Genomic DNA, 26,479 nt, shown 5'->3' on the forward strand with positions numbered 1-26,479 from the left:
CCCCCGACCCCGCCCCCACTCACGGCACGATCGCCTGCTCCACCAGCAGCCGGGCGGACGCGGCGATCGACTCGGCGTCGATGCCCGCGGCGTGCAGTTGTTCGGCCGGGCTCGCCGAGCCGGGCATCGTCCGGACGGCGAGCCGCACCAGCCGGGGCACCGGCCGGCCGTCGAGGAAGGCGTCGAGGACCGCGTCCCCGAGGCCGCCCTGCTCGTGGTGGTCCTCCACGCTCAGCAGCAGGCCGGTCTCCTCGGCTGCCCGCCGCAGCGTGGCCCGGTCGACGGGCTTGACCGAATACAGGTCGATCACCCGGACCGCGATGCCCTCGCCGGCGAGGGCATCGGCGGCCTTCAGCGCCTCGTGCACGGTGACGCCGGCCGCGACGATCGTCAGCCGGTCCCGGCCGGAGGAGCGCAGCACCTTGCTGCCGCCGACGGGGAACTCCTCGTCCGGCCCGTAGAGCACCGGGTAGGCCCCGCGTGAGGTGCGCAGATAGCGGACGCCGTCCAGGCCGGCCATGGCGCCGACGAGCCGGGCGGTCTGGTGGGGGTCGCACGGGTACAGCACGGTCGAGCCGTGCACGGCCCGGAACATCGCCAGGTCCTCCAGGCCCATCTGCGAGGGCCCGTCCTGTCCGATGGCGACCCCCGCGTGCGAGCCGACGAGGTTGATGCCGGCCCCGCTCACCGCGGCCATCCGGACGAAGTCGTGGGCCCTGGTCAGGAAGGCCGCGAACGTCGAGGCGTACGGCACCCAGCCGCGCGTGGCCAGGCCGACCGCGGCGGCGACGAGCTGTTGTTCGGCGATGTAGCACTCGAAGAACCGGTCGGGGTGCTCCTTGGCGAAGGCCTCGGCGCGGGTGGAGTCGCTCACCTCGCCGTCGAGGGCGACGATGTCCTCGCGGGCGGTGCCGAGAGCGGCGAGGGCCTTGCCGTAGGCGTCACGCGTCGCCACGCCCTTCTCGCGGTCCTCCCCGTCCCAGCGGGGCAGGACGAGGGACCCGGTCGGGACGGAGTGCAGCATGCGCGCGTCGGCCGGCTCGCGCACATGGACCCGCAGGTCACGCATGCCGCCCAGTTCCTCGATCGCCTCGTCGGCGTCGGGCAGCGGCTTGCCGTGCAGGCCCTCGCGGTCCTCGACGGAGCGGACGCCCCTGCCCTTGAGGGTGCGGGCGAGGATCGCGGTGGGCTGCCCCAGGGTGGAGGCCGCCTCGCCGTAGGCGCGGTCGACGGCGTCCACGTCGTGTCCGTCGATCTCGATCGTGTGCCAGCCGAACGCCTGGAAACGGCGGGCGTAGGCGCCGAGGTCGTGGCCGTGCCGGGTGGGGCCGCGCTGGCCGAGCCGGTTGACGTCGACGATCACCGTGAGGTTGTCGAGGCGTTCGTGGCCCGCGTGCTCGGCCGCCTCCCACACCGAGCCCTCGGCGATCTCGCTGTCCCCGCACAGCACCCATACGCGGTTCGCGGTGCGGTCCAGCCGCTTGCCGGCCAGCGCGATGCCGACGCCCACCGGAAGCCCCTGGCCGAGCGAGCCGGTGGCCGTCTCGACCCACGGCAGCCGCTGCGGGGTGGGATGCCCCTCGAGCCGGCTGCCGAGCTCGCGGAAGGTCAGCAGCTCGGCGTCGTCGATGGCCCCGGCGGCCTTGTAGGCCGAATACAGCAGCGGGGAGGCATGCCCCTTCGACAGGACGAAGCGGTCGTTGCCCGGGTGTGCCGGGCGGTCGAAGTCGTAGCGGAAGTGATTCGCGAGCAGGACGGCCATCAGGTCCGCGGCCGACATCGAGGACGTCGGGTGCCCGGACCCCGCGGCGGCGGCGGCGCGCACGCTGTCGACCCGCAACTGCTGTCCGAGTTCGGTGAGTTCGGCGGTGTCCATCAGGCTACTTTTCTCCTTCTGCGTCGCGGGGGTCGCCGCGCCCGGCGGAGCCGGGGGCGGACTCGGCGGCGTCCTCGTCGTCGTGCGCGGTCGCCGGTCCGGAGCTGTGCTGCCCCACCTCCGGTGTCGGCGAGGTGATCGACTGGGAGCCGTCCTCGGGCGATGACCGGCGCGCTCGGGACCCGGCCTCACCGCCGCCGTGCCGTCCCACCTCCGGCGTCGGCGCGTCGATCGACTGGGAGCCGTCCTCCGGGGAGGGATGCGTCTCGCCGGACCCGCCGTTCGCCCTGTCCGTGCCGTTCCCGTCGTTCATGACGTTCGCCTCGTTCCTGTCGTTCGTGTTCTTGTCGTCCGTGTGGCTGTCGCCCTTGTGGCTGTCGTCCGTGTGGCTGTCGTCCGCGGCGTCGGAGTCGTTCGCGGCCTTCACGTCCTCCTCGGTGGCCGCGCCGGGGCCGGAAGCCGTCGGCTCGCGCCGGTGGTCTCCCGGTACCCGGGCCAGTTCCGGCGACGCCGTGTCCAGCGGCACCGACCAGGACCGGACGAGGCCCAACTGGACGTCCTGGCGCGGGAGTACGGCGTCCAGCAGCCAGTCGGCGGCGACGCGCACCCGATTGCCCGGCATGGCGGCGAGATGGTAGCCGCGGGCGACCGCGCCGGCCGCGGGGCCGGACAGGTGGACGCCGAGCGGATTGGCGGCGGCCTGCACCCCGCCCAGGTCCACGACGAACCCCATGTCCTTGTGCCGGTACGGCCGCAGCCCGGCCGTACCGCCGCCCTCGACGAAAGAGGCGGCGACGTTCTGCCCGGCCACCTTGCCCTGCCGCCACGCGTGCTGCGCGGTCATCGGCGTGTACTCCCCGGGCCTCTCCAGATCCGGTACGGCGGCCGCGTCCCCGCACGCGAACACCTCGGGCCTGCCCGGCACCTGAAGCGTCGGCTCGACGAGCAGCCGCCCGCGTTCCATGGGCAGCCCGAGCGACTCCGCGAGGGGATCGGGCCGTACGCCCACGCACCACGCCAGGGTGCGGGTGTCGACGAACTCGCCGTCGGTCAGCAGGACTCCCTCACGGGTGGCCTCCTTGACGGACGTACCCATGCGTACCTCGACGCCCCGTTCGCGCAGCACCCGGTCGGCGGTGCGGGAGAGCCGTTCGTCCAGTTCGGGCAGGACGCGCGACGCGGTGTCGAGGAGCAGCCAGCGCGGCCGTATGCCCCTGCGCAGGGGGTGGGCGCGGACCAGGGCGTCGGTGAACAGCTGCCCCTGCGCGGCGACTTCGGTACCGGTGTAGCCCGCGCCGACCACGACGAACGTACAACGTGCCGCCCGTTCCTCCGCATTGTCACCGGAGGCGGCCAACTCCACCTGCCGGGTGAGGTGATCGCGCAGGTAGAGGGCTTCGGGCAGGCCTCGGAACCCGTGCGCGTGCTCGGCGATCCCGGGGATGGGCAGCAGCTTGTTGACGCTGCCGGCGGCGAGCACGAGCCGGTCGTAGCCGAGCGTGACCTCGTCGCCTTCGGGGTTCGTGCAGTGGACGGTGCGCGCGTCGAGGTCGACGTGTTCTGCCTCGCCGAGCACCGGCCGCACCTCGCGCAGGGTCCCCGACAGGGACACGGTGACCCTGCGCGGCTCGAGGATGCCCGCCGCCACCTGGGGCAACAGGGGCAGGTACAGGAAGTAGTCGGTCGGGTTGAGCAGAGTGATGTCGGCCCGGCCCCCGGCCGCCCGCGCCAGGGTACGGGCCGCCCGGTACCCGGCGAAGCCGGCTCCGACGATCACGATGCGGGGACGCCTCACGGTGGGCCTCCGAAGGGGTTCGGACGGTGTCGTACGAAGGTTTCCGCGTCCCCCCGGCAGGAGCCGCCAAACGTGCGCCGGTGTCCCCTGCGGGCGCCCGGTGTCCGGAGCGCGACGCCCCCGGAGGAATCCCAGGACGCCCGCACACACCGGCCGGCCCCGCGGCAGCGTGTGCCGCGGGGCCGGCCGGATGCCGAACAGGTGACGCGGGTGCGTCACTTCGGCGGATGTGCTCCGCGTGTCAGGCCCGGTGCGGGCCCTCGGGATCGATGTCGTCGGCGCGCGGCGCCTCGCCCGGTGCCGGCACATGGGCGCCGGGCGCGGTCGGCGGCATCGGGGGATACGGCAGACCGGTACCCCCGGGCGGCCCGGCCGGCGGTGTGCCGCCGATGACCCGTCCGGGGCCCTTGTCCGGTGCGGCCGCGAGTCCGGCCGTGGTCGGGGACGACGCGTGCGGCCTGGCGGCGCCGCGCAGCAGGTACGCCACGACGGCGAGGATCGCGGCGGTGATCAGCGCCGCGGCCCAGTCCGGCAGACCGATGCCGAGGGCCAGCCCCACCGCGAGTGCGACGGCCGCGCCCGCGTAGAGGGCGACGGCGCCGGACGCCGCGTAGAGCGTCGCCGTACGGCGCTGCTTGCGGGTCTGCTCGCGCAGTTCCTCGCGGATCGTCTCGCGCGCCACCTGCGCCAGCTCGTCGACCAGATGCTTGTCCAGATGCTCCAGGTGATCCATGCGCTCCATGGGCCTCAGGTACCCGCTGTCATGAACGCTTAACTTCACGGACCGACGGCGGACCCGAGCGGGCGGGCGGGGGACCGAGGACCGGCCACGGAGGGGCCGACGGGGATCGGGTGAAGGGATCACCTCACCGCGGCCGCCCCAACTACGCTCGTCCGTATGGACATTCTGGGAGCCACACTGCGTGTCTGTGTCGACGATCTGGAGACCTCGGTCTCCTTCTACGAGCGGCTGGCGGGCACCGGCGCGCTCCGCTTCGAGCGGGGCGGCGTGCACGTGGCCGCGGTCGGCTGCTTCCTGCTGATGAGCGGACCTCCGGCCGAGCTGGAGCTGCTGCGCAAGGTGGCCGCGACGATCGCCGTCGCGGACGTCGAGGAGGCCCACCGGACCCTCACCGAACTCGGTGCGCAGGTCATCGCCGGTCCCGTCCCGACGCCGGTGGGCCGCAACCTGATCGCCCGGCACCCGGACGGAGCGGTGTACGAGTACGTCGACCGGCGCGGGTCGTGAGGCGTCGGGCGCGACGAAATTCCGCGTGCGGTGGGTCGTCGCGGACGTAGAGTCGGGCGTTCGACGGCAGCACGAAGGAGCGGCAGTGAGTGAGCAGCACACCTACCGGGTGATCGTCCGGGGCACCTGGGACGGCCTCGGCGACGAGAGCCGGACCCGCCTCCTCGCCGAGGCCGCCGACCACGGTCTGACGAGCATGCGGTTCACCGAGGAGGGCACGCTGTCCTACGAGCCGTCGCCACTGAAGGCCTTCTCGATGCGCTACGTGGTGGTGTCGGACGCGACGGACGGCGAGGAGATGGCGGGCGCGCTCGCCGAGGAGCGCGCCGAGACGACGCTGCGGGAGCTCGGCCACGGTTTCACCGGGCTGCGGTCGACGGTCACCGACCTCGACACCATGAAGATCAACCGGAAGTCCGCATCTCGGCGGTGATCGCCCACCGCTCGTGGTCCCGCCACTCCCCGTCGATGTGGATCATCTTCGGGGAGAACCCCTCCCGGCGGAAACCGCAGCCACGGGCGAGGGCGATCGAGGCGACGTTGCCGGGCTGCGCGTTGATCTCCAGCCGGTGCAGCCGCATCGGTCCGAACGCGTGGCCCACCACCAGGTCGAGCGCCTCGCGCATCAGCCCGCGCCCGGCCGCGTGCGCGAAGGCGCCGTAGCCCAGCGCGCCGCACTGGAAGCCCCCCTCGACGATGTTGTTGATGTTGACGAACCCGGCGATCGCCCCGTCCTCGAGGGTGCACACGAGGAATCCCGCCTTCGACGGGTCCTCGATCAGCCGGCCCGCGTAGGCGGTGTACGCGGCGGCGGTGGCAGGCGGGAACAGCCACGGGTGGTGCAGGTCCTTGCTCTCCCGCGCGCGGGCGGTGAACTCCGGCCCGTCCTCGTAGGTGAAGTGGCGTATGCCCACGCGGGGGCCCTCGGCGAGGTGACGGGATGCGGAGTGCGGCATCGGGACAGCCTACGACGCCTGCGACGAGGTCACCTGCGCCGTTTCCTGAAGTACGCGAACGAGGCGCCGCACAGGAGGCCGATGACCCACATCGCCAGGAGCGCCGTCCACAGCGGCACCGTCACCTCGGGGATCAGCAGCCGGATCTTCGTGGGGCGGGTGTTCTGGAAGATGAAGATCAGGGTGAGGACGGCGAGCGCCAGGACGACGATCCGGCCCGGCGTCAGCGCTTCGTTCCTGCGACCGCTCTCGGAGGTCTTCGGGCTCATGCGCCCAGCGTGATCCCTGAGCCGCGCCCGCGCACGGCGGGACGCGCCCACCGGGTGAGGCGACGGGGCGGTCAGCGCAGGGCGGGGGTGTCGAGGGTCAGTGTGCCCTCGTCGGCGTCGAGTACCGCGGGCACGCCGAAGGGCACGGTCAGCGCCCCCTCGCAGTGGCCGAACCCGAGCTCCTCGACCACGGGGACCCCGAGGCCGCCGAGCCGGTCCACGAGGACCGGGCGCAACTCCTCGTAGGGGCCGCACCTGTCCCAGGAGCCGAGTGCCACACCCGCGACGCCGTCCAGCCAGCCGGTGCGCAGCAGTTGGGTGAGGGCCCGGTCGACGCTGTACGGCCGCTCCCCCACGTCCTCGATCAGCAACAGCCCGCCGCGGGCGCCGGACCGGGTGTGCGGGGTGCCGTAGCCGGTGGCGAGCAGGGCCAGACAGCCGCCCAGGGTGACGCCCCGCGCCCGGCCCGCGGCGATGGCCGTACCGGTGGAGGCGAGCGTGCGGACCGTCTCGGGGGCGAAGAGGGTGGCCCGGAAGTGCTCCTGCCCCCGGGCGCTCTTGATGAAGTCGATGCCCGCGGCCGCGGGGCCGTACAGCGTGACCAGGCCGAGGCGGACGGCGAACGCCTCGTGCAGGGTGGTGCTGTCGCTGAAGCCGACGAACACCTTCGGTCCGGCCGCCCGCATCGCGTCCCAGTCGAGCAGGTCGACGATCCGCTGCGCGCCGTAGCCGCCGCGGGCGCACAGCACGGCGTCGACACCCGGATCGCACCAGGCGCGCTGGAGGTCGGCGGCCCGGTCGGCGTCGGTGCCCGCGAGGTGCGGCAGCCGGTCGTGCCGGTCCAGCACATGAGGGGCGACCACCGGATCGAGGTCCCAGCCGCGCAACAGGTCGAGGCCGGCCTGCAGCCGCTCCTCCGCGACCGGCCCGCTGGGCGCGACGACCGCGACCCGGGCGCCGGGGGCGAGCCGGGACGGCCGCACGAGTTCCTTCACCGCACAAGCTCCAACCTGGGGATTCCGGGCGGGCTCAGCCCGAACACCTGAGCGTACAGCGACAGCTCGGCCTCCAGGGCGCGCACCGTCGTGGCCACCTGCCGGAACCCGTGCCCCTCGCCCTCGAACGCGAGGTACGCGTGCGGCACCGGCCGCCCGGCCGATCCGGCCGATCCGGTCGCTCGGGTCAGTCGGGCCAGGAACCGCTCGCACTGGGCGGGCGGGCAGATCACGTCGTCCAGCCCCTGGAGGAGCAGGAACGGCACGGTGATCCGTTCGGCGTGCTCGATCGGCGAGCGCTCCGCGTACCGGGCGGGCACCTGCCCGAGCGGTCCGACGAGACTGTCCGGGTAGCGCGACTCGAAATCGTGGGTCTCCCCCGTCGCCCAGCCCACCAGGTCCAGCACGGGGTAGCGGATCGTGCCGCAGGCGTAGACGTCGGTGCCTGCCAACGAGACCGCCGCGGTCCAGCCGCCCGCGCTGCCGCCCCGGACGGCGAGTCGCCGACGGTCGGCGGTGCCCTCGTCGGCGAGCGCCAGCGCCACGGCCGCGCAGTCCTCGACGTCGACCACGCCCCACTGCTCGCGCAGCCGCTCCCGGTACTCCCGCCCGTACCCGGTCGAGCCGCCGTAGTCGACCTCCACGACCCCGATGCCCCGGGAGGTGAAGTAGGCGATCTCCAGATCCAGTACGAGCGGGGCGCGATCGGTGGGCCCGCCGTGCGCCCACACGACGTAGGGCGGCAGTTCGTGGCCGGGCGCGACCTGCCCGGGGTGGTGGGGCGGGTAGACGTGTGCGTGGATGTCACGGCCGTCGGGGCCGGTGAAGGTACGGATCCGGGGCTCGGGGTAGTAGGCCGGATCCACCGCGTCGTCGTGCGCGGCGCCGATCACCCGCGCCCGGCCGGTCCTGGCGTCCAGCTCCACCACCTCGTACGCGCTGCGCGGACTGGCCGCGACGGCGACGACGCGTTCACCGTGGACCGCGAGGGTGGGCGCGAACTCCGTCCACGGTCCGGCCGCGTCGACGAGTTCACCGGTCTCCGGGTCGAGGATCCCGAGCACGGTGGCACCCCGGCCGTGCACGACGGCGACGAGTCCGTTCTCCAGCGGAGCGAACCAGCGCTGCCCGAGCTTCCACAGGGCTCCGCCGAACTCCTCCTCGCGGGGGCAGAGGGGCTGGTGGTCGCGGTACAGGTTCCACCAGCCGCTACGGTCGCTCGTATACAGCAGACAGTCGCCTGCGGACTGCTGTCCATCGGGTGCCGACCGTCGTCCGTCGCCCGCCGACCGTTCTCCGTCGCCCGCGGACCGTCGGCCGTCGTCCGACAGCTGTCGCCCGTATCCCGTCGACCGCATCCAGTCGACCTGGGCGATCGACTCCCCGGGCCCGCCGGCCACGACCCGGGCGCCGCTCAGCGTGCCGTCACCGCTGACGTCGGCGACGACCACCTCCGTGCCCTCCCACGGCATCAGCGGATGGTCCCAGGCCAGCCAGGCGGCCCGGCGGCCGTCGGACGAGAGGCGGACTCCCGTGACGAACCGGCTTCGGTCGTCGGTGAGTTCACGCACGGCGGCGCGGTCGTCGGCGGCCGAGCCGTCCAGCGGCACCGCGGCCAGCACCCGGCGCACATCGGTCGGGCCCTCGCCCGTGAACTCCTCCAGTACGCACCACACTTCGCCCCGCTCCAGCAGCAACTGCGGCTCCACCCAGCGCAGTCCGCCGCCCACCGACGAGACGGGAGTGAGCGGGCGCGGACCCTCGCCGGGCGCGGACCCGGGCTCGTACCCGTACAGCCGCTGGTCGGCGAAGTGCACGAACACCACGAGCAGCCGGCCGTCGCGCACGGCACCGGCCCACGGCCGCCCGCCGTACTCGACCACCCGGCTGCGGACGTTCCAGGGGGCGGGCAGCACGGACTCCTCCGTGCCGTCGGGCCGTCGCCGGACGAGGGTGCGGCGGCCGTGCTCGGCCGGCCGGGGCGCGGTCCACCACACCTCGTCGCCGACGAAACCGACGTACTCGGGGCGCCCGTCGTGCGTGGCCGCGAGGGTCGCGTCGATGGGCGAGGACCAGGAACCGTACGGCAGGACCTGCACGTTCTCCCCCGTTCGCCTAGGCCGTCCGCAGGAAATGGTCGAGCACACGGACGCCGAAGTGCAGCGCCTCCACCGGGACCCTTTCGTCGACGCCGTGGAAGAGGGCCTGGTAGTCGAAGCCCTCCGGAAGCCTCAGCGGTGCGAAGCCGTAGCCGGTGATGCCGAGCCGCGAGAACTGCTTGGCGTCCGTACCGCCGGACATGCAGTACGGCACCACGTGCCCCTCGGGCGCGAACTCCTCGACGGCGGCGCGCATACGGGCGTAGAGCGGGGCGTCCACCGGTGCCTGGAGGGCGACTTCGCGGTGCTGGAACTCCCAGTCGACGTCGGGGCCGGTGAGTCGGTCGAGTGTCGCGCGGAACTCGTCCTCGCCGCCCGGGAGGTAGCGGCCGTCGACATGGGCGACGGCTTCACCGGGGATCACGTTGACCTTGTAACCGGCGTCCAGCATGGTCGGGTTGGCGCTGTTGCGCACGGTCGCCTCCACCAGGGCGGCCGCCGGGCCGAGCTTCGCCAGCAGAGCGTCGACGTCGTGGAGGTCGGCGTCGACGCCGTACAGCGCGGCGAGTTCGGTGAGGGCCGCACTCACGGTCGGGGTGAGCCGCAGGGGCCATTCGTGCTCGCCGATGCGCGTGACGGCGGCGGCCAGGCGGGTCACCGCGTTCTCCCGGTTGACCTTCGAGCCGTGTCCTGCGCGGCCGCGCGCGGTGAGCTTCAGCCAGCCGGTGCCCCGCTCGCCCGCGGCGATGGGGTAGAGCTCGCGCCCGGCGCCGTCGTGGAAGGTGAACGCCCCGGATTCGCCGATGGCCTCCGTGCAGCCCTCGAAGAGTCCCGGATGCCGGTCGGCGAGGAATCCGGCGCCGTCCTCGGCGCTGGCCTCCTCGTCGGCCGTGAAGGCGACGACGAGGTCGCGCCGGGGCCGGACGCCCTGCCGGGCCCAGGCCCGCAGCACGGCCAGGATCATCGCGTCCATGTTCTTCATGTCGACGGCGCCGCGCCCCCACACGACCCCGTCCCGCACCTCCCCCGAGAAGGGGTGGACGCTCCAGTCGGCGGCTTCCGCGGGGACCACGTCCAGGTGCCCGTGGACGAGCAGCGCGTCCGCGGCCGGGTCGGTGCCCTCGATCCGCCCGACGACGTTGGTCCGCCCCGGGGTGCGTTCGAGGAGCACCGGCTCGATGCCCGCCTCGGCGAGCAGCGCGGCGGCGTACTCGGCGGCGGGCCGTTCCCGGCAGTCGCCGCCGCCCCGGTTGGTGGTGTCGATGCGGATGAGATCGGAGGTGAACCTGACGACCTCGTCCCGCGCCTGCGCGTCAGCCATGCCGCTCCCGCCTCCGCCCCCGGTCCCGCTCCTCAGCCATACTGCTCCTCGATCGCGGCCGAGACGATCGTGGTGACCGCCTTGAAGGTGCGGATGCCCTCGTACATGGTGCCGCTGGTGTACGCGATCCTCCGCTCGCCGACACGGGCGACGCCGGGCACGACGGTGGCCGCCATCGCGAGGTGCTCGGCGTCGAACTCGACGGCGACCGTGAACGGCCCACCGCTCAGCGGCTCCTGACGGACCGCCAGCCGGGTCGCCTCCTTCGCCGCCGCCCGGATGTCGGCGGCGGTGCGGGCCGGGGTGCGGCACACGGCCGCGTACCGGGAGACATGGTCCTTGACCGCGACCTTCAACGCCTCGGGCGCGTACCCGAGCGCGTCCTCGCAGGCCACGTCGTCGCCGGTGACGAGGACGACCGGCACCCCGTACTCCGCGACGACCTGCGCGTTGAGCAGCCCCTCGCTGGCCCGTACGTCGTTCAGCCAGACGCCGGTGAGGGAGTTGGCCAGGTAGGTGTGGGCGAGGACGCCCTCCATGCCGGCGCCCGCGTGGTAGCCGACGAAGGCGATGCCGTCGATGTCCCCGTGCTGGACGCCCTCCACCATGGAGAGGGACTTGTGGCGGCCGGTGAGCATCTCCACCCGGTCGTCGAGCTGCTCGAGGAGCAGGTTGCGCATGGTCGAGTGGGCCTCGTTGACCAGGACCTCGTCCGCCCCTCCGTCGAAGAAGCCGAGCACGGCGGCGTTGACGTCCGAGGTGAACATCGACCGGCACCGCTGCCACTCCGGCGCCCCGGGCAGTACGTCGGCCGGCCAGGTGACGCCGGTGGCGCCCTCCATGTCGGCGCTGATGAGGATCTTCACGTCCGGCCCCCGTCCTCTCAAGGAGACCCGAGCCTATCGGGCCGCACCTCGGTTTCCCGGGGAGCGACTCCCCTCACCCGTCCTCAAAAATACCCCCGGGGGTATCTCTGTTACGGTGGACGACAGATACCCCCGGGGGTAATTTTCGAGCCCTTCCGCGAAGGAGTGTGTGCCGTGTTCTTTGTCGACATCCTCGAGACCGGAGGGCTGGGCAACCGCAGCTACCTGGCGGGCGGCGCGCACACGGCGGTGGTCGTGGACCCGCCGCGCGACATCGACCGCGTGATCGCCGCGGCGGCGCGGCGGGGGGTGCGGATCGTGGCCGTCGCCGAGACCCATGTGCACAACGACTACGTGACCGGCGGCCCGGAGCTGGCCCGGCTGACCGGGGCGCGCTGTCTGGTGCCGGCCGGGGCCGAGGTGGCGTACGCACGCGTGCCGGTCGGCGACGGGGACGGCGAGCCGGTCGACGAGGGCCTCGCGCTGCGGGCGGTGGCCACTCCCGGACATACCCCGCACCACACGTCGTACGTCCTGGAGGAGGCGGGCCGGCCGGTGGCCGCGTTCACCGGCGGGTCGCTGCTGATCGGCGGCGTGGGCCGGCCCGACCTCGTCGAGCCACGGCTGACCGAGCGGCTGGCCCGGGCGCAGCACGCCTCCGCGCACCGGCTCGCGCACGAGCTGGACGACGAGGTGGCGGTGCTGCCCACGCACGGCTTCGGCAGCTTCTGCTCCTCCTCGCCGGCGGGCGGCACACGGAGCACGATCGGCGCGGAGAAGTCGTCCAACCCGGTGTTCGCGCAGGATGTGGACACGTTCGTGAAGGACCTGCTGGCGGGGCTGGACGACGTCCCGGCGTACTACGCGCACATGGGCCCGGCCAACACGGGCGGTCCGGCTCCGGTGGACCTGACCGCGCCCCGGCGCGCCGACGCGAGCGAGATCGCCCGGCGGCTCGCGGCCGGTGAGTGGGTCGTCGACCTGCGCGGCCGGGTGGCCTTCGCCGCCGGGCATGTGGCCGGGGCCTACAACTTCGAGATCGACGGACAGCTCGCGACCTATCTGGCCTGGTTGATCCCCTGGGGCAGGCCGGTGACACTGCTCGCGGAGAGCGCCGAGGACATCGGGCGCGCCCAGCGGGAGCTGGCCCGGGTCGGCATCGACCGTCCGGCGGCGGCAGCCGTCGGCTCCCCGGCCGACTGGGTCGCGCAGGGGACACGCCCCGCGTCGTTCCCGCGGGCGACGTTCGCCGACCTGGCCGCGGCCCGCCGAGGGGGCGCGGACCTGACGGTGGTCGATGTACGCCGGGACAGCGAGCGGGCGGGCGGCTGGATCGAGGGCAGCGTGCACCTGCCGGTACACCTGCTCCACCGGCGGTCGGCCGAGGTGCCCGCGGGCACGGTCTGGGTGCACTGCGCGGGCGGGATGCGCGCCGCGATCGCCGCGTCCCTGCTCGACGCCGCCGGCCGTGACGTGGTCGCCGTGGACGACACCTTCGCCGCGGCGGCCGAGGCCGGCCTCACCCTCACCGGCCTCACCGGCCTCACCGACACGCACGGGGCCGCCGGGGCTGCCGGGGCTGCCGGGGCTGCCGGGGCTGCCGGGACCGCCATATGAGCGCGGTCGTCCTGGCCCTGCTGGCCGGGGGCCTGGTCGGTCTGGCCCTGGGCGCGCTGGGGGCGGGCGGCAGCATCCTGACCGTCCCGGCCCTGATCTACCTGCTCGGCTTCAGCCCGGCCGGCGCGACCACGGCGGGACTGGTCATCGTGATCGTCACGTCGGTCACCGCGCTGCTGGCCCACGCGCGGGCGGGGGCGGTGCGCTGGCGGGCCGGTCTGCTGTTCGCCGCGGCCGGGGTGCCGCCCGCCGCCGCGGCGGGCGTCCTGTCCGCCCGCGTTCCCGAGGCCCTGCTGACGGTGATGTTCGCGGCCCTGGCCGCCCTGGCCGCCGTACGCCTGCTGCGCCGTCGCGCCCCGCGCGAGGGCGGGAAGGTCTCGGTGGCCCGCGCGGCCGGCGCCGGGGCCGGGCTGGGCGCGGTGACCGGGTTCCTCGGCGTCGGCGGCGGGTTTCTCGCCGTGCCGGCGCTGGTGGGCGTGCTGGCGGTACCGATGAGCGCCGCGGTGGGCACGAGTCTGCTGGTCGTCATCGCCAACGCGCTGGTGGCCCTCGCGGCCCGGGCGCTCACCGCCGTCCACCTGGACTGGACGCTGATCACGCCGTTCCTGGCGACCGCCGCGCTCGGGGCCTGGGACGGCAGGCGGCTGGCCGCCAGGGTCTCCGCGCGGACGCTGCAGCGCGTCTTCGGCGGGGCACTGCTGGCCGTCGCGGTGGGCATGGGCCTGACGGCCGTCCGGTGAACGGCTCCCGGGCGCTCAGGCCAGCGACAGGAAGAGCTTCTCCAGGCGGGCCCGCATCTGCGCGGAGTTGCGCACCTCCGGGTCCTCGCTGGTCACGCACTGCTCCAGCCCGGTCGCGATGATCGAGAAGCCGGCCCGGTCCAGGGCCCGGGACACGGCGGCGAGCTGGGTGATCACGTCCTCGCAGTCCCGCCCCTCCTCGATCATCCGGATCACTCCCGCCAGCTGCCCCTGGGCTCGCCGCAGCCGGTTGAGCGCCGACTTCAGCTCCTCGGCCGACATGTCGAGTTGCACGCTTCCTCCTCTGTCTCCCCATACGCCCCGTATATACCCCCACGGGTATCCTACCCGTGGGGGGGGCAACATCCCGTCGAAAGGATCTGTTCCGTGACCGACCACCCCACTGACCGCAGGACCGCCCCCTCGCCCGCGCCCGCGGTTGCGGTTGTCGCGCCCGAGCCCGCGTCTGCCGTCGTCCCTGCCCGTGGCTCTGACTCTGGCTCTGGCTCTGGCTCCGTCGTCCCGGTCTCCGTGACGGCCGCCGAGGCGGCGGCCCGCCCGGGCGGGTTCACCGTCGTCGACGTGCGCACGCCCGGCGAGTACGCCGGCGGCCATCTGCCCGGCGCGCACAACGTCCCCCTGGACCGGCTCGGCGAGGCCACGAGCGTCCTGAGGGCGGCCGCCGAGCGCGGACCGCTGCTGATCGTGTGCGCCTCCGGCGCCCGGTCCGCGAAGGGCTGCGCACAGCTCGCGGCCCTCGGTGTCGCGGCGGCCACGCTGGAGGGCGGCACCGGCGGGTGGGCGGCGGAGGGCCACCCGGTCGAGCGGGTGGCCGGGGCCCGCACCGCCTGGCCGATGGACCGCCAGGTCCGTCTCGCCGCCGGCTCCCTCGTCGTCGCCGGTTTCGCCCTGGGACTGGCCCGGCCGGCGGCGCACCGGCTCTCCGGGCTGATCGGCGCGGGCCTGGTCTTCTCGGGGGTCACCAACACCTGTGGGATGGCCGCCGTGTTGGCCCGGCTGCCGCACAACCGCCCGACCGGGCAGGCCCCTTCGTTCGAGGAGACGATGGTTCGGCTGGCTCCGGACGTGTTGTGATCGGGGTGCGTACGCCCGCACCGCAGTGACACGAACGGGGACCCCGCCATGACCACGCACACCGCCCTGCCACCGGAGCGCTTCGAGGCCGACCGGCCTCATCTGCGGGCCGTCGCCTACCGCATGCTCGGCTCGCTCGGCGAGGCGGAGGACGCCGTGCAGGAGACCTGGCTCAGGGCGGCCCGGGCGGACGTCGGTGACGTGGAGAACCTCAGCGGGTGGCTCACCACGGTGGTGGGCCGGGTGTGCCTGAACATGCTCCGCTCGCGACGAACGCGCCCCGAGGTGCCGCTCGACGCCCGGGTGGCCGAACCCGCGGTCGGGACGGCGGACGGCGGCGACCCCGAGGAGGAGGCGCTGCTCGCCGACTCGGTCGGGGTGGCCCTCCTGGTCGTGCTGGACACGCTCGCCCCGGCCGAGCGGCTGGCGTTCGTGCTGCACGACCTGTTCGCCGTGCCGTTCGACGCCATCGCCCCGATGATCGAGCGGACTCCGGCCACGACCCGGCAGCTGGCCAGCCGGGCCCGCCGCCGCGTCGGGGGCGGCGGGACTTCCCACGCCGTAGGCCCCGCCGGCGCTCCCGGTCCCGCCGCGCCCGCCGCCGACCGGGCTCGGCAACGCCGGGTCGCCGACGCGTTCCTGGCCGCCACACGCGGCGGCGACTTCGAGGCACTGCTCGCCCTGCTGCACCCGGACGTGGTCCTCACCGCCGACCGCTTCGTCGTCCCGACGCCGGAGCCCCTCACGGTCAGCGGGGCCCGGCCCGTGGCCGAGGGCGCGATGGCGGCGACCGGCCGCGCCCGGTTCACCGGCCTCGCCCTGCTCGACGGCCGGATCGGCCTCGCGATGGCGCCGCACGGCAGGCTGCGGCTGGTTCTGCTGTTCACGATCGCGGAGGACGGGATCACCGGGATCGACGTGGTGGCGGACCGGAAGCGGCTGGACGGCATCGAGGTCGCGGTGCTCGACACCGTCGGGTCCGGGCCCGCGGTCGCCGGGCCCGGCGACACCGCGCCCGTGGGCGTCGACGGCTGACGGAGGGGGTGGGGGCGACCAGGAAATCCGGCCGCCCCCACCCCCTCCTCACCGTGCTCAGAACGCCAGCACCAGCGAGGCCACCGCCGGCGCCGCGTAGACCAGCGGGAACGGCAGGTGGGCGAACCAGCGGGCCCGCAGCACGGTGGCGGCGGCGCCGAGGAAGTACAGGACCAGGCCGGTCGCGGCGAGCACGCCGACCACGGGGACGAACAGCCCGGCCAGCAGTCCGGCCGCGCCCGCGGCCTTGGCCGCGCCGAGCCAGGGCCACCACGAGCGCGGCACTCCGTAGTCGGCCAGCGGCTTCACCGTCCACTCGGCGCCGAGGAGGATCGAGGCGGCCGAGAAGCCCGCCATGACGGCTCCGACAACAGTGACGACGATGTAGGCGGTGGAGTGGTCGGTGAACATCTCAGCTGCTCCTCAGGGGGTTTCCGGGCGTTCCTTCATCCCCCTGACACGGTGCGCCGCGAAAGTGTGACGGCCGCGGGAGCCGCTTTCGATGTGAGGGTGGTCACTCGGCCCGGGTGGCCACCTGCCACTTCGACGGCAGCTCGATCCGGGTGCCGTCGGGTGTGAACTCGGTGGTCACGAGGGGCAGTTCGCCGGAGGCGAGGATCGTGAGGCCGGCGGTGCGCAGATACGCGGGCACCGCGTCGTCGGCCACTTCGCCCGGGGCGATGCCGTGCCGGAGGATCGGTGCGAGCTTCGGCGGCGGGCCGGCCGGGCTCTGTGCCAGAGCGCCGAGGACGGGGCGGGCGGCCTCCGACAGTTCGACGAGGAAGACCCGGCCGCGTTCCCCCAGCAGCGCGGCGATCCCGTCCACCAGCGGCTGCCGGTCGCCGGGCTCGCACTGGTGCAGGACGCCCCTCATGTAGACGTTGGTGTCCCCGAGTTCGGCGTGCAGCGTCTCGGCCGCACCCTTCTCGGCCGCGTCCAGCAGCCGGTACGTCGCCTGCCCTGCGGGGTCGGCGCGGCGGGCGTGGTCGAGGGCCGCCGCGGACAGGTCGGCGCCGACGACGTGCGGGAAGCGGTCGGCGAAGTACCGGGTCTGGGTGCCGTTGCCGCAGCCGAGGTCCACCAACGCCAGTCCGGGGTCGGCGAGATGGGGCTCGAAGAGGGCCAGGTGGAGGGCGGCGGTCTGCTTCGGATCCGCGTCCCAGAACACCCCGCCCGGTTCCTCCGGAGCCTCGCGCCAGAAGCCCTCCCACGCCTCCCGGTACCGACTCGTCACGCTCATGCACAACTCCCCAGGATGCAAGGCCGATCCGTCGTAGTGACGGGCGAGTACGGTCTATCGCTCCCCGGTCGGCGCGACAAGCGCGGTACGCATTCCTTCACGCCGCGTTCGAGATCCGTCCGCCGTCCCGCGCGCCCGGTCGGTCGTGCTCAGCGCCCTGCGGGGCGGCGCGGCAGCGTCAGCTCGAACCACACGGACTTCCCCGCTGCCGTCCGGCTGGCGCCCCACTCCCGGGCCAGCGCGCTCACCACGCGCAGCCCGCGCCCGGCTTCGTCGCCGGGTCCGGCGCTCAGCAGGGTCGGCAGTTCGTGGTCGTCGTCCTCGACCTCGCACAGCAGCGTGTCGCCGCGGACGAGGCGCAGGGCCACGGGGCTCCGGCGGGAGTGCCGTACGGCGTTGGTGACGAGTTCGCTCACCATCAGCTCGGCGGCGTCGGCGAGCTTCGTCAGGCCCCAGTCGTGGAGCTGTTCGCGCACCACCGCGCGGGCCCGGCCGGCCTCCGCCGGGTCGAGGGGGAACCGCCATTCGGCTACGTCGTCCGGCTCGATGCCGTTGAGGCGCGCCAGGAGCAGGGCCACGTCGTCCTTGCGGCCGCCGCGGGTGTTGAGGGCGCGGATGATGGTGTCGCAGGCGTCGTCCATGGAGGCGGCCGGGTGGGCGGCGGATTCGCAGAGGGTCGCGAGCCCTACGCCGATGTCCTCGCCGCGGACCTCCACCAGCCCGTCGGTGCACATCACCAGCCGGTCGCCCGGCTCCACGCGCATGCGGACCGCCTCGAAGGGCACCCCGCCGACCCCGATGGGCGCGCCGGTGGGCAGGTCGAGGAGTTCGCTGCGGCCGTCCACGGCACGCACCAGCACGGGTGGGATGTGGCCCGCGTTGGCGAGGAGCAGCTCGCCCTCGATCGGGTCGTAGACGGCGTACAGACAGGTCGCGAGGTAGGTGTCACCCAGCCGCTGCGCCAAGTCGTCCAGGTTGCGCAGGAGTTGGGCGGGCGGCAGGTCGAGGGCGGCCATGGTCTGCACGGCCGTCCGCAACTGCCCCATCATGGCGGCGGAGTTGAGCCCGTGGCCCATGACGTCACCGACGACGAGGGCGGTGCGCGCGCCGGGCAGCTTCACCGAGTCGAACCAGTCGCCGCCGACCCGCCCGAGCAACGTACCCGGCAGATAGCGGGTCGCGATGTCGCAGCCCGCCATGCGCGGCGGGATGTGCGGCAGCATGCTGTCCTGGAGGGTCTCGGCGACGCTCTCCTGGTAGGTGTACATGCGCGCGTTGTCGAGCACGAGGCCGGCGCGGGCGGCGAGTTCGGCGCCGGTGACCCGGTCCATGTCGTTGAAGAGGGCGCGCTCGGGGTGGCGCAGCAGGATCATGAAGCCGAGGACGACGTTACGGGCCTTGAGCGGGACGATCAGCATGGAACGGCCGGTGATCAGGGGCCGGATGTCGCGCTTCTCGAACTGCGAGGCGATGGCGTGGCCCATCTGCTCGCTGATGCGCGGTACGAGGACGGGCTGTCCGCTCGTCATGCACTGGAAGAACGGGGTGTGCGCGGGGAACGGCATCGCCTCGCCGACGGGTACGACGTCGTCCCAGCGGCCGGGTTCGTCGGTGTGCTCGAGGGCGACCCGGTGCCACATGGTGGTCGTGTCCGGCACACCGTCGGGGAACCCCTCGCCGGCGACGACCTGTTCGCGCAGATAGGTGCCGGCGACGTCGGTGAAGCGCGGGACGACGGCTCTGCTGACCTCGTGGATGGTGCGGGAGAGGTCGAGGGAGGTGCCGATCTTCCCGCTGACCTCGTTGAGGAACTCCAGCCGCTCGCGGACGGCGACGTACTCCAGATCCTCGCCCTCGTCGACGAACTCCTGCGGTATGGGCGTCCCTTCGGCGACGGCGCGGGCGGCCCGCTCACGGCGTGCCCTGCGCTCGACGCGCCGGGCCACGCCCCAGTCGGGGGTCACGGGGACCCGGTCGTTCTGGCTGAACTCCAGTACCGGATAGCCGAGTTCGAGGACCTGCGCGACGATGCGGGCGCTTTCGCCGACGCTCATGCTGGGCAGGATCTCGGGCAGCCGCCGGGCGAGTTCCGCGGCGCCGGGGAAGTCGGTGTGCAGGGCGAAGGCGGGCGCGATGCGTTCGACGGCCAGGGGGTCGGCCGGTTCGTCCTGGCGCAGTCCCGCCGCGTCCGCGGCCAGCACCAGCAGCCGTTCCGTGCCCGGCCCGACCAGCGGGTACGCCCACCACAGCACGTCGACCCGGCCACGGTCGCGGTCCTGCCCGGGGACGGTCAGCCGGGCCCGTCCGGCGGCCGGGTAGCCGAGGCCCCGGTCGAGGGAGGAGTCGAGGCCGGGCCCGAGGCCGTCGTAGGCCGCGTAGTCCCCGTAGCCGTCGTATCCGCCGTCGGGAAGATCGTCGTCCGGCTCGGGGAGCGCGCCGGACACGGGCAGCAGGTCGATCGCGGGCTGGCCGATCGCCTCCTCCTTGACGACGCCGAAGAGCCGGCGTGCGCCGGTGCTCCAGTGGGAGACGAGCCCCTCACGGTCCACCACGACCACGGCCAGGGGGACGCGCCCGGCGTCGGCGGACCCTCCCCCGGCCTCCGGGCGGAAGGGCCCCCCACTCGCTTCGCTCGCCGCGCCGCTCCCGGCTCCGCGGCTGGGAGGTGCGTCCCTCTCGGTGCCACGGTCCATGGCCCAGGCCCTCTCTCCCCAGAGCTGTGCAAGATCTGTCCCGCCGTCACCACCGTACGGCGCACGTCGCTCGGCATGTGCGGCAATCCTGGAATTGGTTTCGGCGGGGCGCGCCGGGGTACGCCGCACGTCCCGGCGTCCGCTCCCGGCGGGATCAGCCCTCGTGGCCGAGCTGGAGGTCGCGTTCCGCGCGTCCGCCGCCCGCCACTCGGAGGACGGTGGCGACCGGCGGGTAACCGGCGGCGATGACGGTGTACTCGCCGCAGGACCGGTCGACGAAGCGGAAGGTGCCGTCGGGGCCCGTGGTGAGGGTGTCCACGACGTTGCCCGCCGCGTCGAGGAGGGTCACGCGCGCGTCCTCGACGGGCCGTCCGCCGGTGGCCCGGACGGTGCCGCGCAGCAGGGCCCCGTGGGCGAGTTCGACGTCCTGGCGGGTCTCGCGGGCGGCCTGGACGCACACCGCGACGGCGGCCGGGCGGAAGGCCGGCGCGCCGGCGGCGAGGGTGTACTCCCCGGCGAGGACCTCGGTGATGACGTAGCCGCCCTCACGGCCGCTGCGGGTACCGGCGACGACCTCGCCGCGGGCGTCGGTGAGGGTGACGGTGGCCTCCCGCACCGGGGAGCCGTCGGCGGTCACCACGTTCCCGGCGAGGCGTCCGGCGGCGCCGAGGACGACGTCCAGTTCGAGGGGGCGCTCGCCCACGGCGACGGAGACGGCGCGCGGCTGGTGGCCGCCGGCGGCGGCGATCAGGACGTACGCCCCGGGGCCGGGCGCGGCCAGCGCGAACCCGCCGTCCTCGCGGCCGGCGTCCCGGCCGATCTGCTGCCCGGTCACGTCGATGAGCGTGAGCGCCGCGCCGGGCACCGGGCTCCCGTCGGAGTGCCGCACCGTGCCGTGGACGGGTACGCCGGCGGTGTGCGGCGTGTGCAGCGCGAGGGTCTGCGGGGCCTCCGTCTTCCCGGGCGCGGGTTCCGTCGCGGTGGCGGGGTGGGCCACCAGCGGTTTCTCCTCCAGGAAGAAGGCGATGAGCAGGCCGAGGACCAGCACCGGCACGAGGTACAGGAAGATCCTCGGCATGGCGTCTGCGTAGGCGCGGATGTAGGCGTCGCGCAGCTCCGGGGGCAGGGCGTGCACGAGCTGGGGGGTGAGGGACTCGGGGTCCGGGAGGCCGCCGGCCGTGCGGGCGGGCAGGCGGGCGTGCAGGGCGTCGGTGAGCCGGCCGGCGAAGAGCGTGCCGAAGACCGCCGCGCCGACACTGCCGCCGATCTGCCGGAAGTAGGTGTTGGCGCTGGTGGCGGTGCCGAGGTCGGCGGGGCGCACGGAGTTCTGCACGGCGAGGACGAGGACGGGCATCACCAGACCGATACCGGCGCCGAGGACGGCCATCCAGAGGCTGTACTGGAGCCGGGGGGTGTCGGCCTCCAGCCGGGACAGCAGCCACATGCCGAGGGCGGCGAGGGCGCTGCCGAGCACGGGATGGATCCGGTAGCGGCCGGTGTGCGTGATGAGCTGCCGGGAGAGCACCGAGGCGCCGACGATGCCGCCCGTCATCGGCAGCATCAGCAGCCCCGACTCGGTGGCGGTGGCCCCGTCGACCATCTGAAGGAAGGTCGGCAGATAGCTCGCGGCGCCGAACAGTGCGACACCGATCACCAGGCCGACCAGTGCGGTGACGTTGAAGACGGGATCCCTGAACAGCCGTGGCGGGATGAGGGGTTCGGCGGCGACGCGCTCCACGGCGAGGAACAGGACGGCCGTGACGACCGCTCCCGCGCCGAGGCCGAGGATGACGCCGGAGCCCCAGGCGTGCCTGGTGCCGCCCCAACTGGTGAGCAGGACGAGGCAGGTGGAGGCGGCGGCGAGCAACAGGGCGCCGAGGACGTCGAATCGGGGCTTCGCCGTCGGCTTCGGCAGCTTCAGCACGACGGTGACGACGGCGAGGGTGACGAGACCGAAGGGGACGTTGATGTAGAAGCACCAGCGCCAGGAGAGGTGGTCCGTGAAGTAGCCGCCGAGCAGCGGTCCGGCGACCGAGGCGAGGCCGAAGGCGGCGCCGATGAGGCCCATGAACCGGCCGCGCTGCCGGGGCGGCACGATGTCCGCGATGATCGCCTGCACGCCGATCATGAGTCCGCCCGCGCCGACGCCCTGGACCGCGCGGAAGGCGATCAGCTGGTCCATGGTCCCCGCCCGCCCGGCGAGCGCGGAGCCGATGACGAAGACGACGATCGCGAACTGGAAGACGCCTTTGCGGCCGAGGAGGTCGCCGAGCTTGCCGTAGACCGGCAGGCCGACGGTGGCGGTCAGCAGGTAGGCGGTGATCGCCCAGGACATCCGGTCCAGGCCGTGCAGTTCGCCGACGATCTTCGGCAGCGCGGTGGCGACGATCATCTGCTCCAGGGCCGCGAGGAGCATTGCGAGCATCAGGGAGAAGAAGATCAGCCGCACCCGGTGCGGGCCGGGTTCCGTCGCGCCGGCCGGCGCCGCCGGCCGGTCTCTCGCGGCAGGTGCCGTGACCGGCTCGTCCTGTGCCGGCGTGGTCCCGCCCATGTGCCGCTCCCCTCGTCGCGCCTGCCACGGTTGCCGCGTGAAGCGACAACTACGAGCAAGCGCGACGGGTCACGGCGCCGTCCCGGTCACAAGTGAGTTCCACTCGAACCGGTGAGGGGAGTCAACGCGCGCGGAGCGCACGGGTGTTGATCTACTTCTCGACCTCGGTGGCGAGGTTGGCGAGGATCAGGTCGTAGATCCGGTTGAGGCCCTTGGGCGCGAAAGCCCTCTCGAAGAAGCCGCCGACACCGCCGGCGCCGTCCCAGGTGGTGGTGACCACGACGCGGGACCTGCCCTCGCCCGCCGGGGTGACCCGCCACACGGTGACCATCGAGGAGTTGCGGTCCTTCTCGACGAGCTCGCCGTCGGTCGGCTCGGCGACCTCCAGGAGGCAGTCGCGGACGCGCTTGCTGGTGGCCTGGAGCTTCCAGTGGACGAGGGTGCCCTCGCCGTCGCCGCCTTCGCGCACCTCGTACTCGCTGAAGTGCTCGGGCAGCAGCTTCCCGCGCGCGTCGCTGTAGTCGGCGATGGTGTCGAACACCTTCTCCGGGTCCGCGGCGACGACCCGCTCGGTGGTGGCCTCGACCTGCGCCATGGGGTTCCTCCAGGTCTGTGTTGCTCAGGGTTGTTCGGGGTTCCTCAGGTTCGGGGCAAGCCAACCACCCCGGTCCTCGGCCGCCCAAATCGGGGTCCCGGAAGCGGTCGCGGGGCGATCGAAAAGGGCTGCCGAGAGGTCTCCCGCACGATCATGGGAACACATGTTCTATTGTGGGGGCAGTGCTACCGAGGAGGCGTCATGCGCTGGGACAACCTCACCGTGGAGACCCGTCACGACCGGCCGGCCGATGCCGCGCTGTTCGGCGCGGACGCGGTCACGACCAGGACGTTCGACACGCCCGAGTTCGCCGGCATCACCTTCCACGAGATCCGGGCCCGCTCGATCCTCAACCGGGTGCCCGGGGCCTCCCGGATGCCGTTCGAATGGACGGTGAACCCCTACCGGGGCTGCACGCACGCGTGCGTCTACTGCTTCGCCCGCAAGACGCACAGCTATCTCGACCTCGACACCGGGACCGGCTTCGACACCCAGATCGTCGTCAAGGTGAACGCGCCGGACCTGCTGCGGCGCCAGCTGGCCTCGCCCCGCTGGCACGGGGAGCACGTCGCGATGGGCACCAACGTCGACTGCTACCAGCGCGCCGAGGGCCGCTACCGGCTGATGCCGGGCATCCTGTCCGCCCTGCGCGACCGGGCGAACCCCTTCTCGATCCTGACCAAGGGCACCCTGATCCTGCGCGACCTCGACCTGCTGCGGCAGTCCGCCGAGGTGACCGAGGTCGGCGTCTCGGTCTCCGTCGGCTTCGTCGACACCGAGCTGTGGCGCACCGTGGAGCCGGGCACGCCCGCCCCCCAGCGGCGCCTGGACGTCGTCAGGACCCTCACCGACCACGGGATCGGCTGCGGGGTGCTGATGGCGCCGGTGATCCCGTTCCTCGGCGACGAGCCGGACCAGCTGCGCGCCACCGTGCGGGCGATCGCGGCCGCCGGCGCCACCTCCGTCACCCCGCTCGCGCTGCATCTGCGCCCCGGCGCCCGCGAGTGGTTCATGGCCTGGCTCGGACAGCACCACCCCTACCTGGTGCGCCGGTACGAGCGGCTGTACGCGGACGGCGCCTACGCCCCGAAGTGGTACCAGCGGCGGATCACCCGTCAGGTCCACGAGCTGGCCGAGGAGTACGGGATCGGCCCCACGCGCGCGGGGATGCCCCGCCGGATCCCGCGGCCCGGACCGGTGGAGGAACCGACCGGTTCCGGACCGACCCAGCTCTCGCTGATCTGAGCGCGTTCGAGCGCATCCGGCGACCCGAACGGGTCAATCGACGCCGGAACAGGTTCTGACGGGCGCTCTTTTCGGGACGATGCGGCAAGGGCCGTGACCTGCGCGGTCCGGCCACGTCCGGCCCCTTCGTCGCCCCGGGAGCACTCCATGAACCAACGCGCAGCCGTGCTGTGCGCTGCCGCCGTCGTCGTGGCCGCGGCGGTCACCGCCGTGCCCGCCGCCGCGCGCCCTTCGCACTCCCCGGAACCCGCCCGCGCCGCGGCGCCCGCCTGGAAGAGCTGCGGCACCACCGGGCAGCCGACGCTCCAGTGCGCGTCCCTGAAGGTGCCGCTCGACCACGCGCGTCCGGGCGGTGAGCAGATCACGCTGGCGCTGTCCCGCGTCCCGCACACCGCGAAGAGGTACCAGGGTCCGCTGCTGGTCAACCCCGGCGGCCCCGGCGGCCGGGGGCTGAGCCTCGCCGGCTTCGTCGCCTCGGCGCTGCCGAAGGCGGTGTCGGCCCAGTACGACGTCATCGGCTTCGACCCGCGCGGGGTGGGCAGGAGCACGCCCGCGCTGGACTGCGCGCCCGGCCACTTCGGCTCCGTGCGCCCGGACTCCGTGCCGAGCACCGAGGCGATCGAGGAGGCGAACGTCGCCCGCGCGCGGTCCTTCGCCACGGCCTGCGCCAAGAAGTACGCGCGCGTGCTGCCGTACATCGACACCGTCAGCGCCGTGCGGGACATGGACGCGATCCGTGCCGCGGTCGGCGCGCGGCGGCTGAACTACTTCGGCTACTCGTACGGCACCTACCTCGGCGCCGTGTACGCCAAGCTCTACCCGCAGCGGGTACGGCGTCTGGTCCTGGACTCGATCGTCGACCCCACGGGCGTCTGGTACGAGGACAACCTCACCCAGGACCTGGCCTTCAACGACCGGCACCGCGCCCTGATGGCCTGGATCGCCAAGTACGACAGGACGTACGGACTCGGCACCGACCCCGAGCAGGTCGAGACCAAGTGGTACGCGATGCGGGCGGCCCTCGGCAGGAAGCCGGCCGGCGGCCGGGTGGGCGCCTCGGAGCTGGAGGACACCTTCCTGCCCGGCGGCTACTACAACGGCTACTGGCCCCGTCTCGCCGAGGCGTTCTCGACGTACGTGAAGCGCAAGGACACCGGCCCGCTGGTGAAGGCGTACGAGGACTTCGCCGCCGTCGACAGCGCGGGCGACAACGGCTACAGCATCTACACCTCGGTGCAGTGCCGGGACGCCTCCTGGCCGCGCGACTGGGACGAGTGGCGTACGGACAACTGGTCGGTGTACGCGAAGGCGCCCTTCATGACCTGGAACAACGCCTGGTACAACGCGCCGTGCGCGTTCTGGCCGACCGGGTCCGTGGGGCCGGTCGGCATCGTCAACGGCAAGCTGCCGCCGGCCCTGCTGTTCCAGGCGACGGACGACGCGGCCACCCCGTACGAGGGCGGTGCGACGGTCCACGCGCTGCTGCGGGGCTCGAGCCTCGTCGTCGAGGAGGGCGGCCAGAACCACGGCATCACGCTGAGCGGCAACACCTGCCTGGACAAGCATCTGGCGGCGTACCTGGCCGACGGCACGGTGCCGCGCGGGACCGGCGGGGTGGACGCGGTGTGCGCGGCGCAGCCCGACCCGAAGCCGCCGGCCCCGAAGGCCGCCCCACGCACGGCCCGCGGCTCGACGCTGCACGGGCTGCTGGGGTTCCGTGGCTGAGCGGTGAGCGCCGGTCCGCCGGGGGCGTTGTCAGACCCGTGGTCCACCATGGACGCATGAGCGAACCGACCAGGATCACCGCCCCCGACGGAGTCGCCGCCGCGGCCCAGTACTCGCATGTCGTCATGGGCACCGGCCGTTTCGTGGCCGTCGCCGGTCAGCTCCCGCTCGACGAACACCGCAGGCTGGTCGGCGAGGGCGACCCGCAGGCCCAGGCCCGCCAGGTCTTCGAGAACCTGCGCCGCTGCCTCGCCGCGGCCGGCGCGACCTTCGACGACGTCGTCAAGCTCACCTATTTCGTCACGGACATGGCCCATATGCCCGCGATCCGCGCGGCCCGTACCGCCCACATACCCGACGACCGCCTCCCCGCCGCCTCGGCCGTCCAGGTCGCCGCCCTGGTCCATCCGGACTTCCTGATGGAGATCGAGGCGTTCGCGGTGGTGGGCGACTGACCCTGCCGACCGACCCTGCCGAACGGCCCCGTCGACGGAGCCCGTCCGCGGGTGCCGGAGTG

Annotated in this window: 24 protein-coding genes; 9 read left to right on the forward strand and 15 right to left on the reverse strand. The window is 73.6% G+C overall.

Features of this window, described 5'->3' with window-relative positions:
* Positions 1 to 19: 19 nt before the first annotated feature.
* The 3 genes from ABT070_RS32835 to ABT070_RS32845 form a co-directional block, all read right to left on the reverse strand.
* Entirely contained in the window at positions 20 to 1,876 is a 1,857-nt protein-coding gene (locus tag ABT070_RS32835; protein ID WP_351766001.1) for a transketolase, read from the reverse strand.
* Between the two features lie 4 nt (positions 1,877 to 1,880).
* The gene (locus ABT070_RS32840) at positions 1,881 to 3,671 is read right to left on the reverse strand and encodes an NAD(P)/FAD-dependent oxidoreductase (protein ID WP_351766003.1); all 1,791 of its coding nucleotides are present in this window, start codon (positions 3,669 to 3,671) and stop codon (positions 1,881 to 1,883) included.
* 241 nt (positions 3,672 to 3,912) lie between these two features.
* Positions 3,913 to 4,413 carry a phage holin family protein gene (locus ABT070_RS32845; RefSeq protein ID WP_351766005.1) on the reverse strand — a complete coding sequence of 167 codons (501 nt, stop codon included), beginning with the start codon at positions 4,411 to 4,413 and terminating at the stop codon, positions 3,913 to 3,915.
* Positions 4,414 to 4,569: 156 nt separating this feature from the next.
* Between ABT070_RS32845 and ABT070_RS32850 the strand changes: the two genes are divergently transcribed.
* Both ABT070_RS32850 and ABT070_RS32855 read left to right on the forward strand, forming a co-directional pair.
* Complete coding sequence (locus ABT070_RS32850) at positions 4,570 to 4,920, forward strand: VOC family protein (RefSeq protein ID WP_351766007.1); 351 nt, start codon at positions 4,570 to 4,572, stop codon at positions 4,918 to 4,920.
* Between the two features lie 85 nt (positions 4,921 to 5,005).
* On the forward strand, positions 5,006 to 5,353 hold the full coding sequence (locus ABT070_RS32855) for a DUF6204 family protein (RefSeq protein WP_351766009.1): 348 nt from the start codon (positions 5,006 to 5,008) through the stop codon (positions 5,351 to 5,353).
* On the opposite strand, the gene ABT070_RS32860 is transcribed toward ABT070_RS32855, so the two are convergent.
* The 6 genes from ABT070_RS32860 to ABT070_RS32885 all read right to left on the reverse strand — a co-directional run bounded on the left by ABT070_RS32860 (position 5,325) and on the right by ABT070_RS32885 (position 11,426).
* Complete coding sequence (locus ABT070_RS32860) at positions 5,325 to 5,876, reverse strand: GNAT family N-acetyltransferase (protein ID WP_351766011.1); 552 nt, start codon at positions 5,874 to 5,876, stop codon at positions 5,325 to 5,327. The genes ABT070_RS32855 and ABT070_RS32860 overlap by 29 nt on opposite strands.
* 29 nt (positions 5,877 to 5,905) lie before the next feature.
* Entirely contained in the window at positions 5,906 to 6,145 is a 240-nt protein-coding gene (locus tag ABT070_RS32865; RefSeq protein WP_351766013.1) for a LapA family protein, read from the reverse strand.
* A gap of 71 nt (positions 6,146 to 6,216) precedes the next feature.
* A complete protein-coding gene (locus ABT070_RS32870) occupies positions 6,217 to 7,140 on the reverse strand; it encodes a S66 peptidase family protein (protein ID WP_351766015.1) in 924 nt (307 codons plus the stop codon).
* Entirely contained in the window at positions 7,137 to 9,239 is a 2,103-nt protein-coding gene (locus ABT070_RS32875; protein WP_351766017.1) for a S9 family peptidase, read from the reverse strand. Before ABT070_RS32875 ends, ABT070_RS32870 begins: the two co-directional genes overlap by 4 nt.
* Positions 9,240 to 9,255: 16 nt before the next feature.
* Positions 9,256 to 10,560, reverse strand: a complete 1,305-nt coding sequence (locus tag ABT070_RS32880; RefSeq protein ID WP_351766019.1) for a M20/M25/M40 family metallo-hydrolase — start codon at positions 10,558 to 10,560, stop codon at positions 9,256 to 9,258.
* 32 nt (positions 10,561 to 10,592) lie between these two features.
* Positions 10,593 to 11,426 (reverse strand): M55 family metallopeptidase, encoded by an 834-nt coding sequence (locus tag ABT070_RS32885; protein WP_351766021.1) that lies wholly within the window; start codon positions 11,424 to 11,426, stop codon positions 10,593 to 10,595.
* A 174-nt stretch (positions 11,427 to 11,600) separates the two neighbouring features.
* On the opposite strand from ABT070_RS32885, the gene ABT070_RS32890 reads away from it, so the two are divergent.
* Complete coding sequence (locus ABT070_RS32890) at positions 11,601 to 13,043, forward strand: rhodanese-like domain-containing protein (RefSeq protein WP_351766023.1); 1,443 nt, start codon at positions 11,601 to 11,603, stop codon at positions 13,041 to 13,043.
* Entirely contained in the window at positions 13,040 to 13,783 is a 744-nt protein-coding gene (locus ABT070_RS32895) for a sulfite exporter TauE/SafE family protein (RefSeq protein WP_351766025.1), read from the forward strand. The genes ABT070_RS32890 and ABT070_RS32895 overlap by 4 nt, the downstream gene beginning before the upstream one ends.
* A 15-nt stretch (positions 13,784 to 13,798) precedes the next feature.
* Here the strand turns inward: ABT070_RS32895 and ABT070_RS32900 are convergent, their stop codons facing one another.
* Positions 13,799 to 14,077, reverse strand: a complete 279-nt coding sequence (locus ABT070_RS32900) for a metal-sensitive transcriptional regulator (protein ID WP_351766027.1) — start codon at positions 14,075 to 14,077, stop codon at positions 13,799 to 13,801.
* 237 nt (positions 14,078 to 14,314) lie between these two features.
* Between ABT070_RS32900 and ABT070_RS32905 the strand changes: the two genes are divergently transcribed.
* A complete protein-coding gene (locus ABT070_RS32905; RefSeq protein ID WP_351766029.1) occupies positions 14,315 to 14,878 on the forward strand; it encodes a rhodanese-like domain-containing protein in 564 nt (187 codons plus the stop codon).
* Between the two features lie 48 nt (positions 14,879 to 14,926).
* Positions 14,927 to 15,913 (forward strand): sigma-70 family RNA polymerase sigma factor, encoded by a 987-nt coding sequence (locus ABT070_RS32910; RefSeq protein ID WP_351766031.1) that lies wholly within the window; start codon positions 14,927 to 14,929, stop codon positions 15,911 to 15,913.
* A 57-nt stretch (positions 15,914 to 15,970) separates the two neighbouring features.
* On the opposite strand, the gene ABT070_RS32915 is transcribed toward ABT070_RS32910, so the two are convergent.
* The 5 genes from ABT070_RS32915 to ABT070_RS32935 form a co-directional block, all read right to left on the reverse strand.
* A complete protein-coding gene (locus tag ABT070_RS32915) occupies positions 15,971 to 16,324 on the reverse strand; it encodes a DoxX family protein (RefSeq protein ID WP_351766033.1) in 354 nt (117 codons plus the stop codon).
* Positions 16,325 to 16,427: 103 nt separating this feature from the next.
* Positions 16,428 to 17,153, reverse strand: a complete 726-nt coding sequence (locus ABT070_RS32920) for a class I SAM-dependent methyltransferase (RefSeq protein WP_351766035.1) — start codon at positions 17,151 to 17,153, stop codon at positions 16,428 to 16,430.
* 149 nt (positions 17,154 to 17,302) lie between these two features.
* Positions 17,303 to 19,846, reverse strand: coding sequence for a SpoIIE family protein phosphatase (locus ABT070_RS32925; protein ID WP_351766038.1), 2,544 nt, complete (start codon positions 19,844 to 19,846; stop codon positions 17,303 to 17,305).
* A gap of 154 nt (positions 19,847 to 20,000) precedes the next feature.
* Complete coding sequence (locus ABT070_RS32930) at positions 20,001 to 22,397, reverse strand: MFS transporter (protein WP_351766040.1); 2,397 nt, start codon at positions 22,395 to 22,397, stop codon at positions 20,001 to 20,003.
* A 151-nt stretch (positions 22,398 to 22,548) separates the two neighbouring features.
* Complete coding sequence (locus ABT070_RS32935; RefSeq protein ID WP_351766042.1) at positions 22,549 to 22,992, reverse strand: SRPBCC family protein; 444 nt, start codon at positions 22,990 to 22,992, stop codon at positions 22,549 to 22,551.
* Positions 22,993 to 23,193: 201 nt separating this feature from the next.
* On the opposite strand from ABT070_RS32935, the gene ABT070_RS32940 reads away from it, so the two are divergent.
* The 3 genes from ABT070_RS32940 to ABT070_RS32950 all read left to right on the forward strand — a co-directional run bounded on the left by ABT070_RS32940 (position 23,194) and on the right by ABT070_RS32950 (position 26,417).
* Entirely contained in the window at positions 23,194 to 24,237 is a 1,044-nt protein-coding gene (locus tag ABT070_RS32940) for an Rv2578c family radical SAM protein (protein ID WP_351766044.1), read from the forward strand.
* Between the two features lie 147 nt (positions 24,238 to 24,384).
* Positions 24,385 to 25,962, forward strand: coding sequence for an alpha/beta hydrolase (locus ABT070_RS32945; RefSeq protein WP_351766046.1), 1,578 nt, complete (start codon positions 24,385 to 24,387; stop codon positions 25,960 to 25,962).
* A 56-nt stretch (positions 25,963 to 26,018) separates the two neighbouring features.
* On the forward strand, positions 26,019 to 26,417 hold the full coding sequence (locus tag ABT070_RS32950; protein ID WP_351766048.1) for a RidA family protein: 399 nt from the start codon (positions 26,019 to 26,021) through the stop codon (positions 26,415 to 26,417).
* Positions 26,418 to 26,479 lie beyond the last annotated feature (62 nt).

This window comes from Streptomyces sp. NPDC002884, assembly GCF_040295245.1.
GTDB lineage: Bacteria > Actinomycetota > Actinomycetes > Streptomycetales > Streptomycetaceae > Streptomyces.

What these genes read in the sequence shown, in the direction of transcription:
- ABT070_RS32950 (WP_351766048.1), top strand. Translation starts at nt 26,019, where the DNA reads ATGAGCGAACCGACCAGGATCACCGCCCCCGACGGAGTCGCCGCCGCG.
- ABT070_RS32925 (WP_351766038.1), bottom strand. Translation starts at nt 19,846, where the DNA reads ATGGACCGTGGCACCGAGAGGGACGCACCTCCCAGCCGCGGAGCCGGG.
- ABT070_RS32930 (WP_351766040.1), bottom strand. Translation starts at nt 22,397, where the DNA reads ATGGGCGGGACCACGCCGGCACAGGACGAGCCGGTCACGGCACCTGCC.
- ABT070_RS32895 (WP_351766025.1), top strand. Translation starts at nt 13,040, where the DNA reads ATGAGCGCGGTCGTCCTGGCCCTGCTGGCCGGGGGCCTGGTCGGTCTG.
- ABT070_RS32845 (WP_351766005.1), bottom strand. Translation starts at nt 4,413, where the DNA reads ATGGAGCGCATGGATCACCTGGAGCATCTGGACAAGCATCTGGTCGAC.
- ABT070_RS32945 (WP_351766046.1), top strand. Translation starts at nt 24,385, where the DNA reads ATGAACCAACGCGCAGCCGTGCTGTGCGCTGCCGCCGTCGTCGTGGCC.
- ABT070_RS32940 (WP_351766044.1), top strand. Translation starts at nt 23,194, where the DNA reads ATGCGCTGGGACAACCTCACCGTGGAGACCCGTCACGACCGGCCGGCC.
- ABT070_RS32860 (WP_351766011.1), bottom strand. Translation starts at nt 5,876, where the DNA reads ATGCCGCACTCCGCATCCCGTCACCTCGCCGAGGGCCCCCGCGTGGGC.
- ABT070_RS32920 (WP_351766035.1), bottom strand. Translation starts at nt 17,153, where the DNA reads ATGAGCGTGACGAGTCGGTACCGGGAGGCGTGGGAGGGCTTCTGGCGC.
- ABT070_RS32910 (WP_351766031.1), top strand. Translation starts at nt 14,927, where the DNA reads ATGACCACGCACACCGCCCTGCCACCGGAGCGCTTCGAGGCCGACCGG.
- ABT070_RS32865 (WP_351766013.1), bottom strand. Translation starts at nt 6,145, where the DNA reads ATGAGCCCGAAGACCTCCGAGAGCGGTCGCAGGAACGAAGCGCTGACG.
- ABT070_RS32935 (WP_351766042.1), bottom strand. Translation starts at nt 22,992, where the DNA reads ATGGCGCAGGTCGAGGCCACCACCGAGCGGGTCGTCGCCGCGGACCCG.
- ABT070_RS32850 (WP_351766007.1), top strand. Translation starts at nt 4,570, where the DNA reads ATGGACATTCTGGGAGCCACACTGCGTGTCTGTGTCGACGATCTGGAG.
- ABT070_RS32880 (WP_351766019.1), bottom strand. Translation starts at nt 10,560, where the DNA reads ATGGCTGACGCGCAGGCGCGGGACGAGGTCGTCAGGTTCACCTCCGAT.
- ABT070_RS32835 (WP_351766001.1), bottom strand. Translation starts at nt 1,876, where the DNA reads ATGGACACCGCCGAACTCACCGAACTCGGACAGCAGTTGCGGGTCGAC.
- ABT070_RS32915 (WP_351766033.1), bottom strand. Translation starts at nt 16,324, where the DNA reads ATGTTCACCGACCACTCCACCGCCTACATCGTCGTCACTGTTGTCGGA.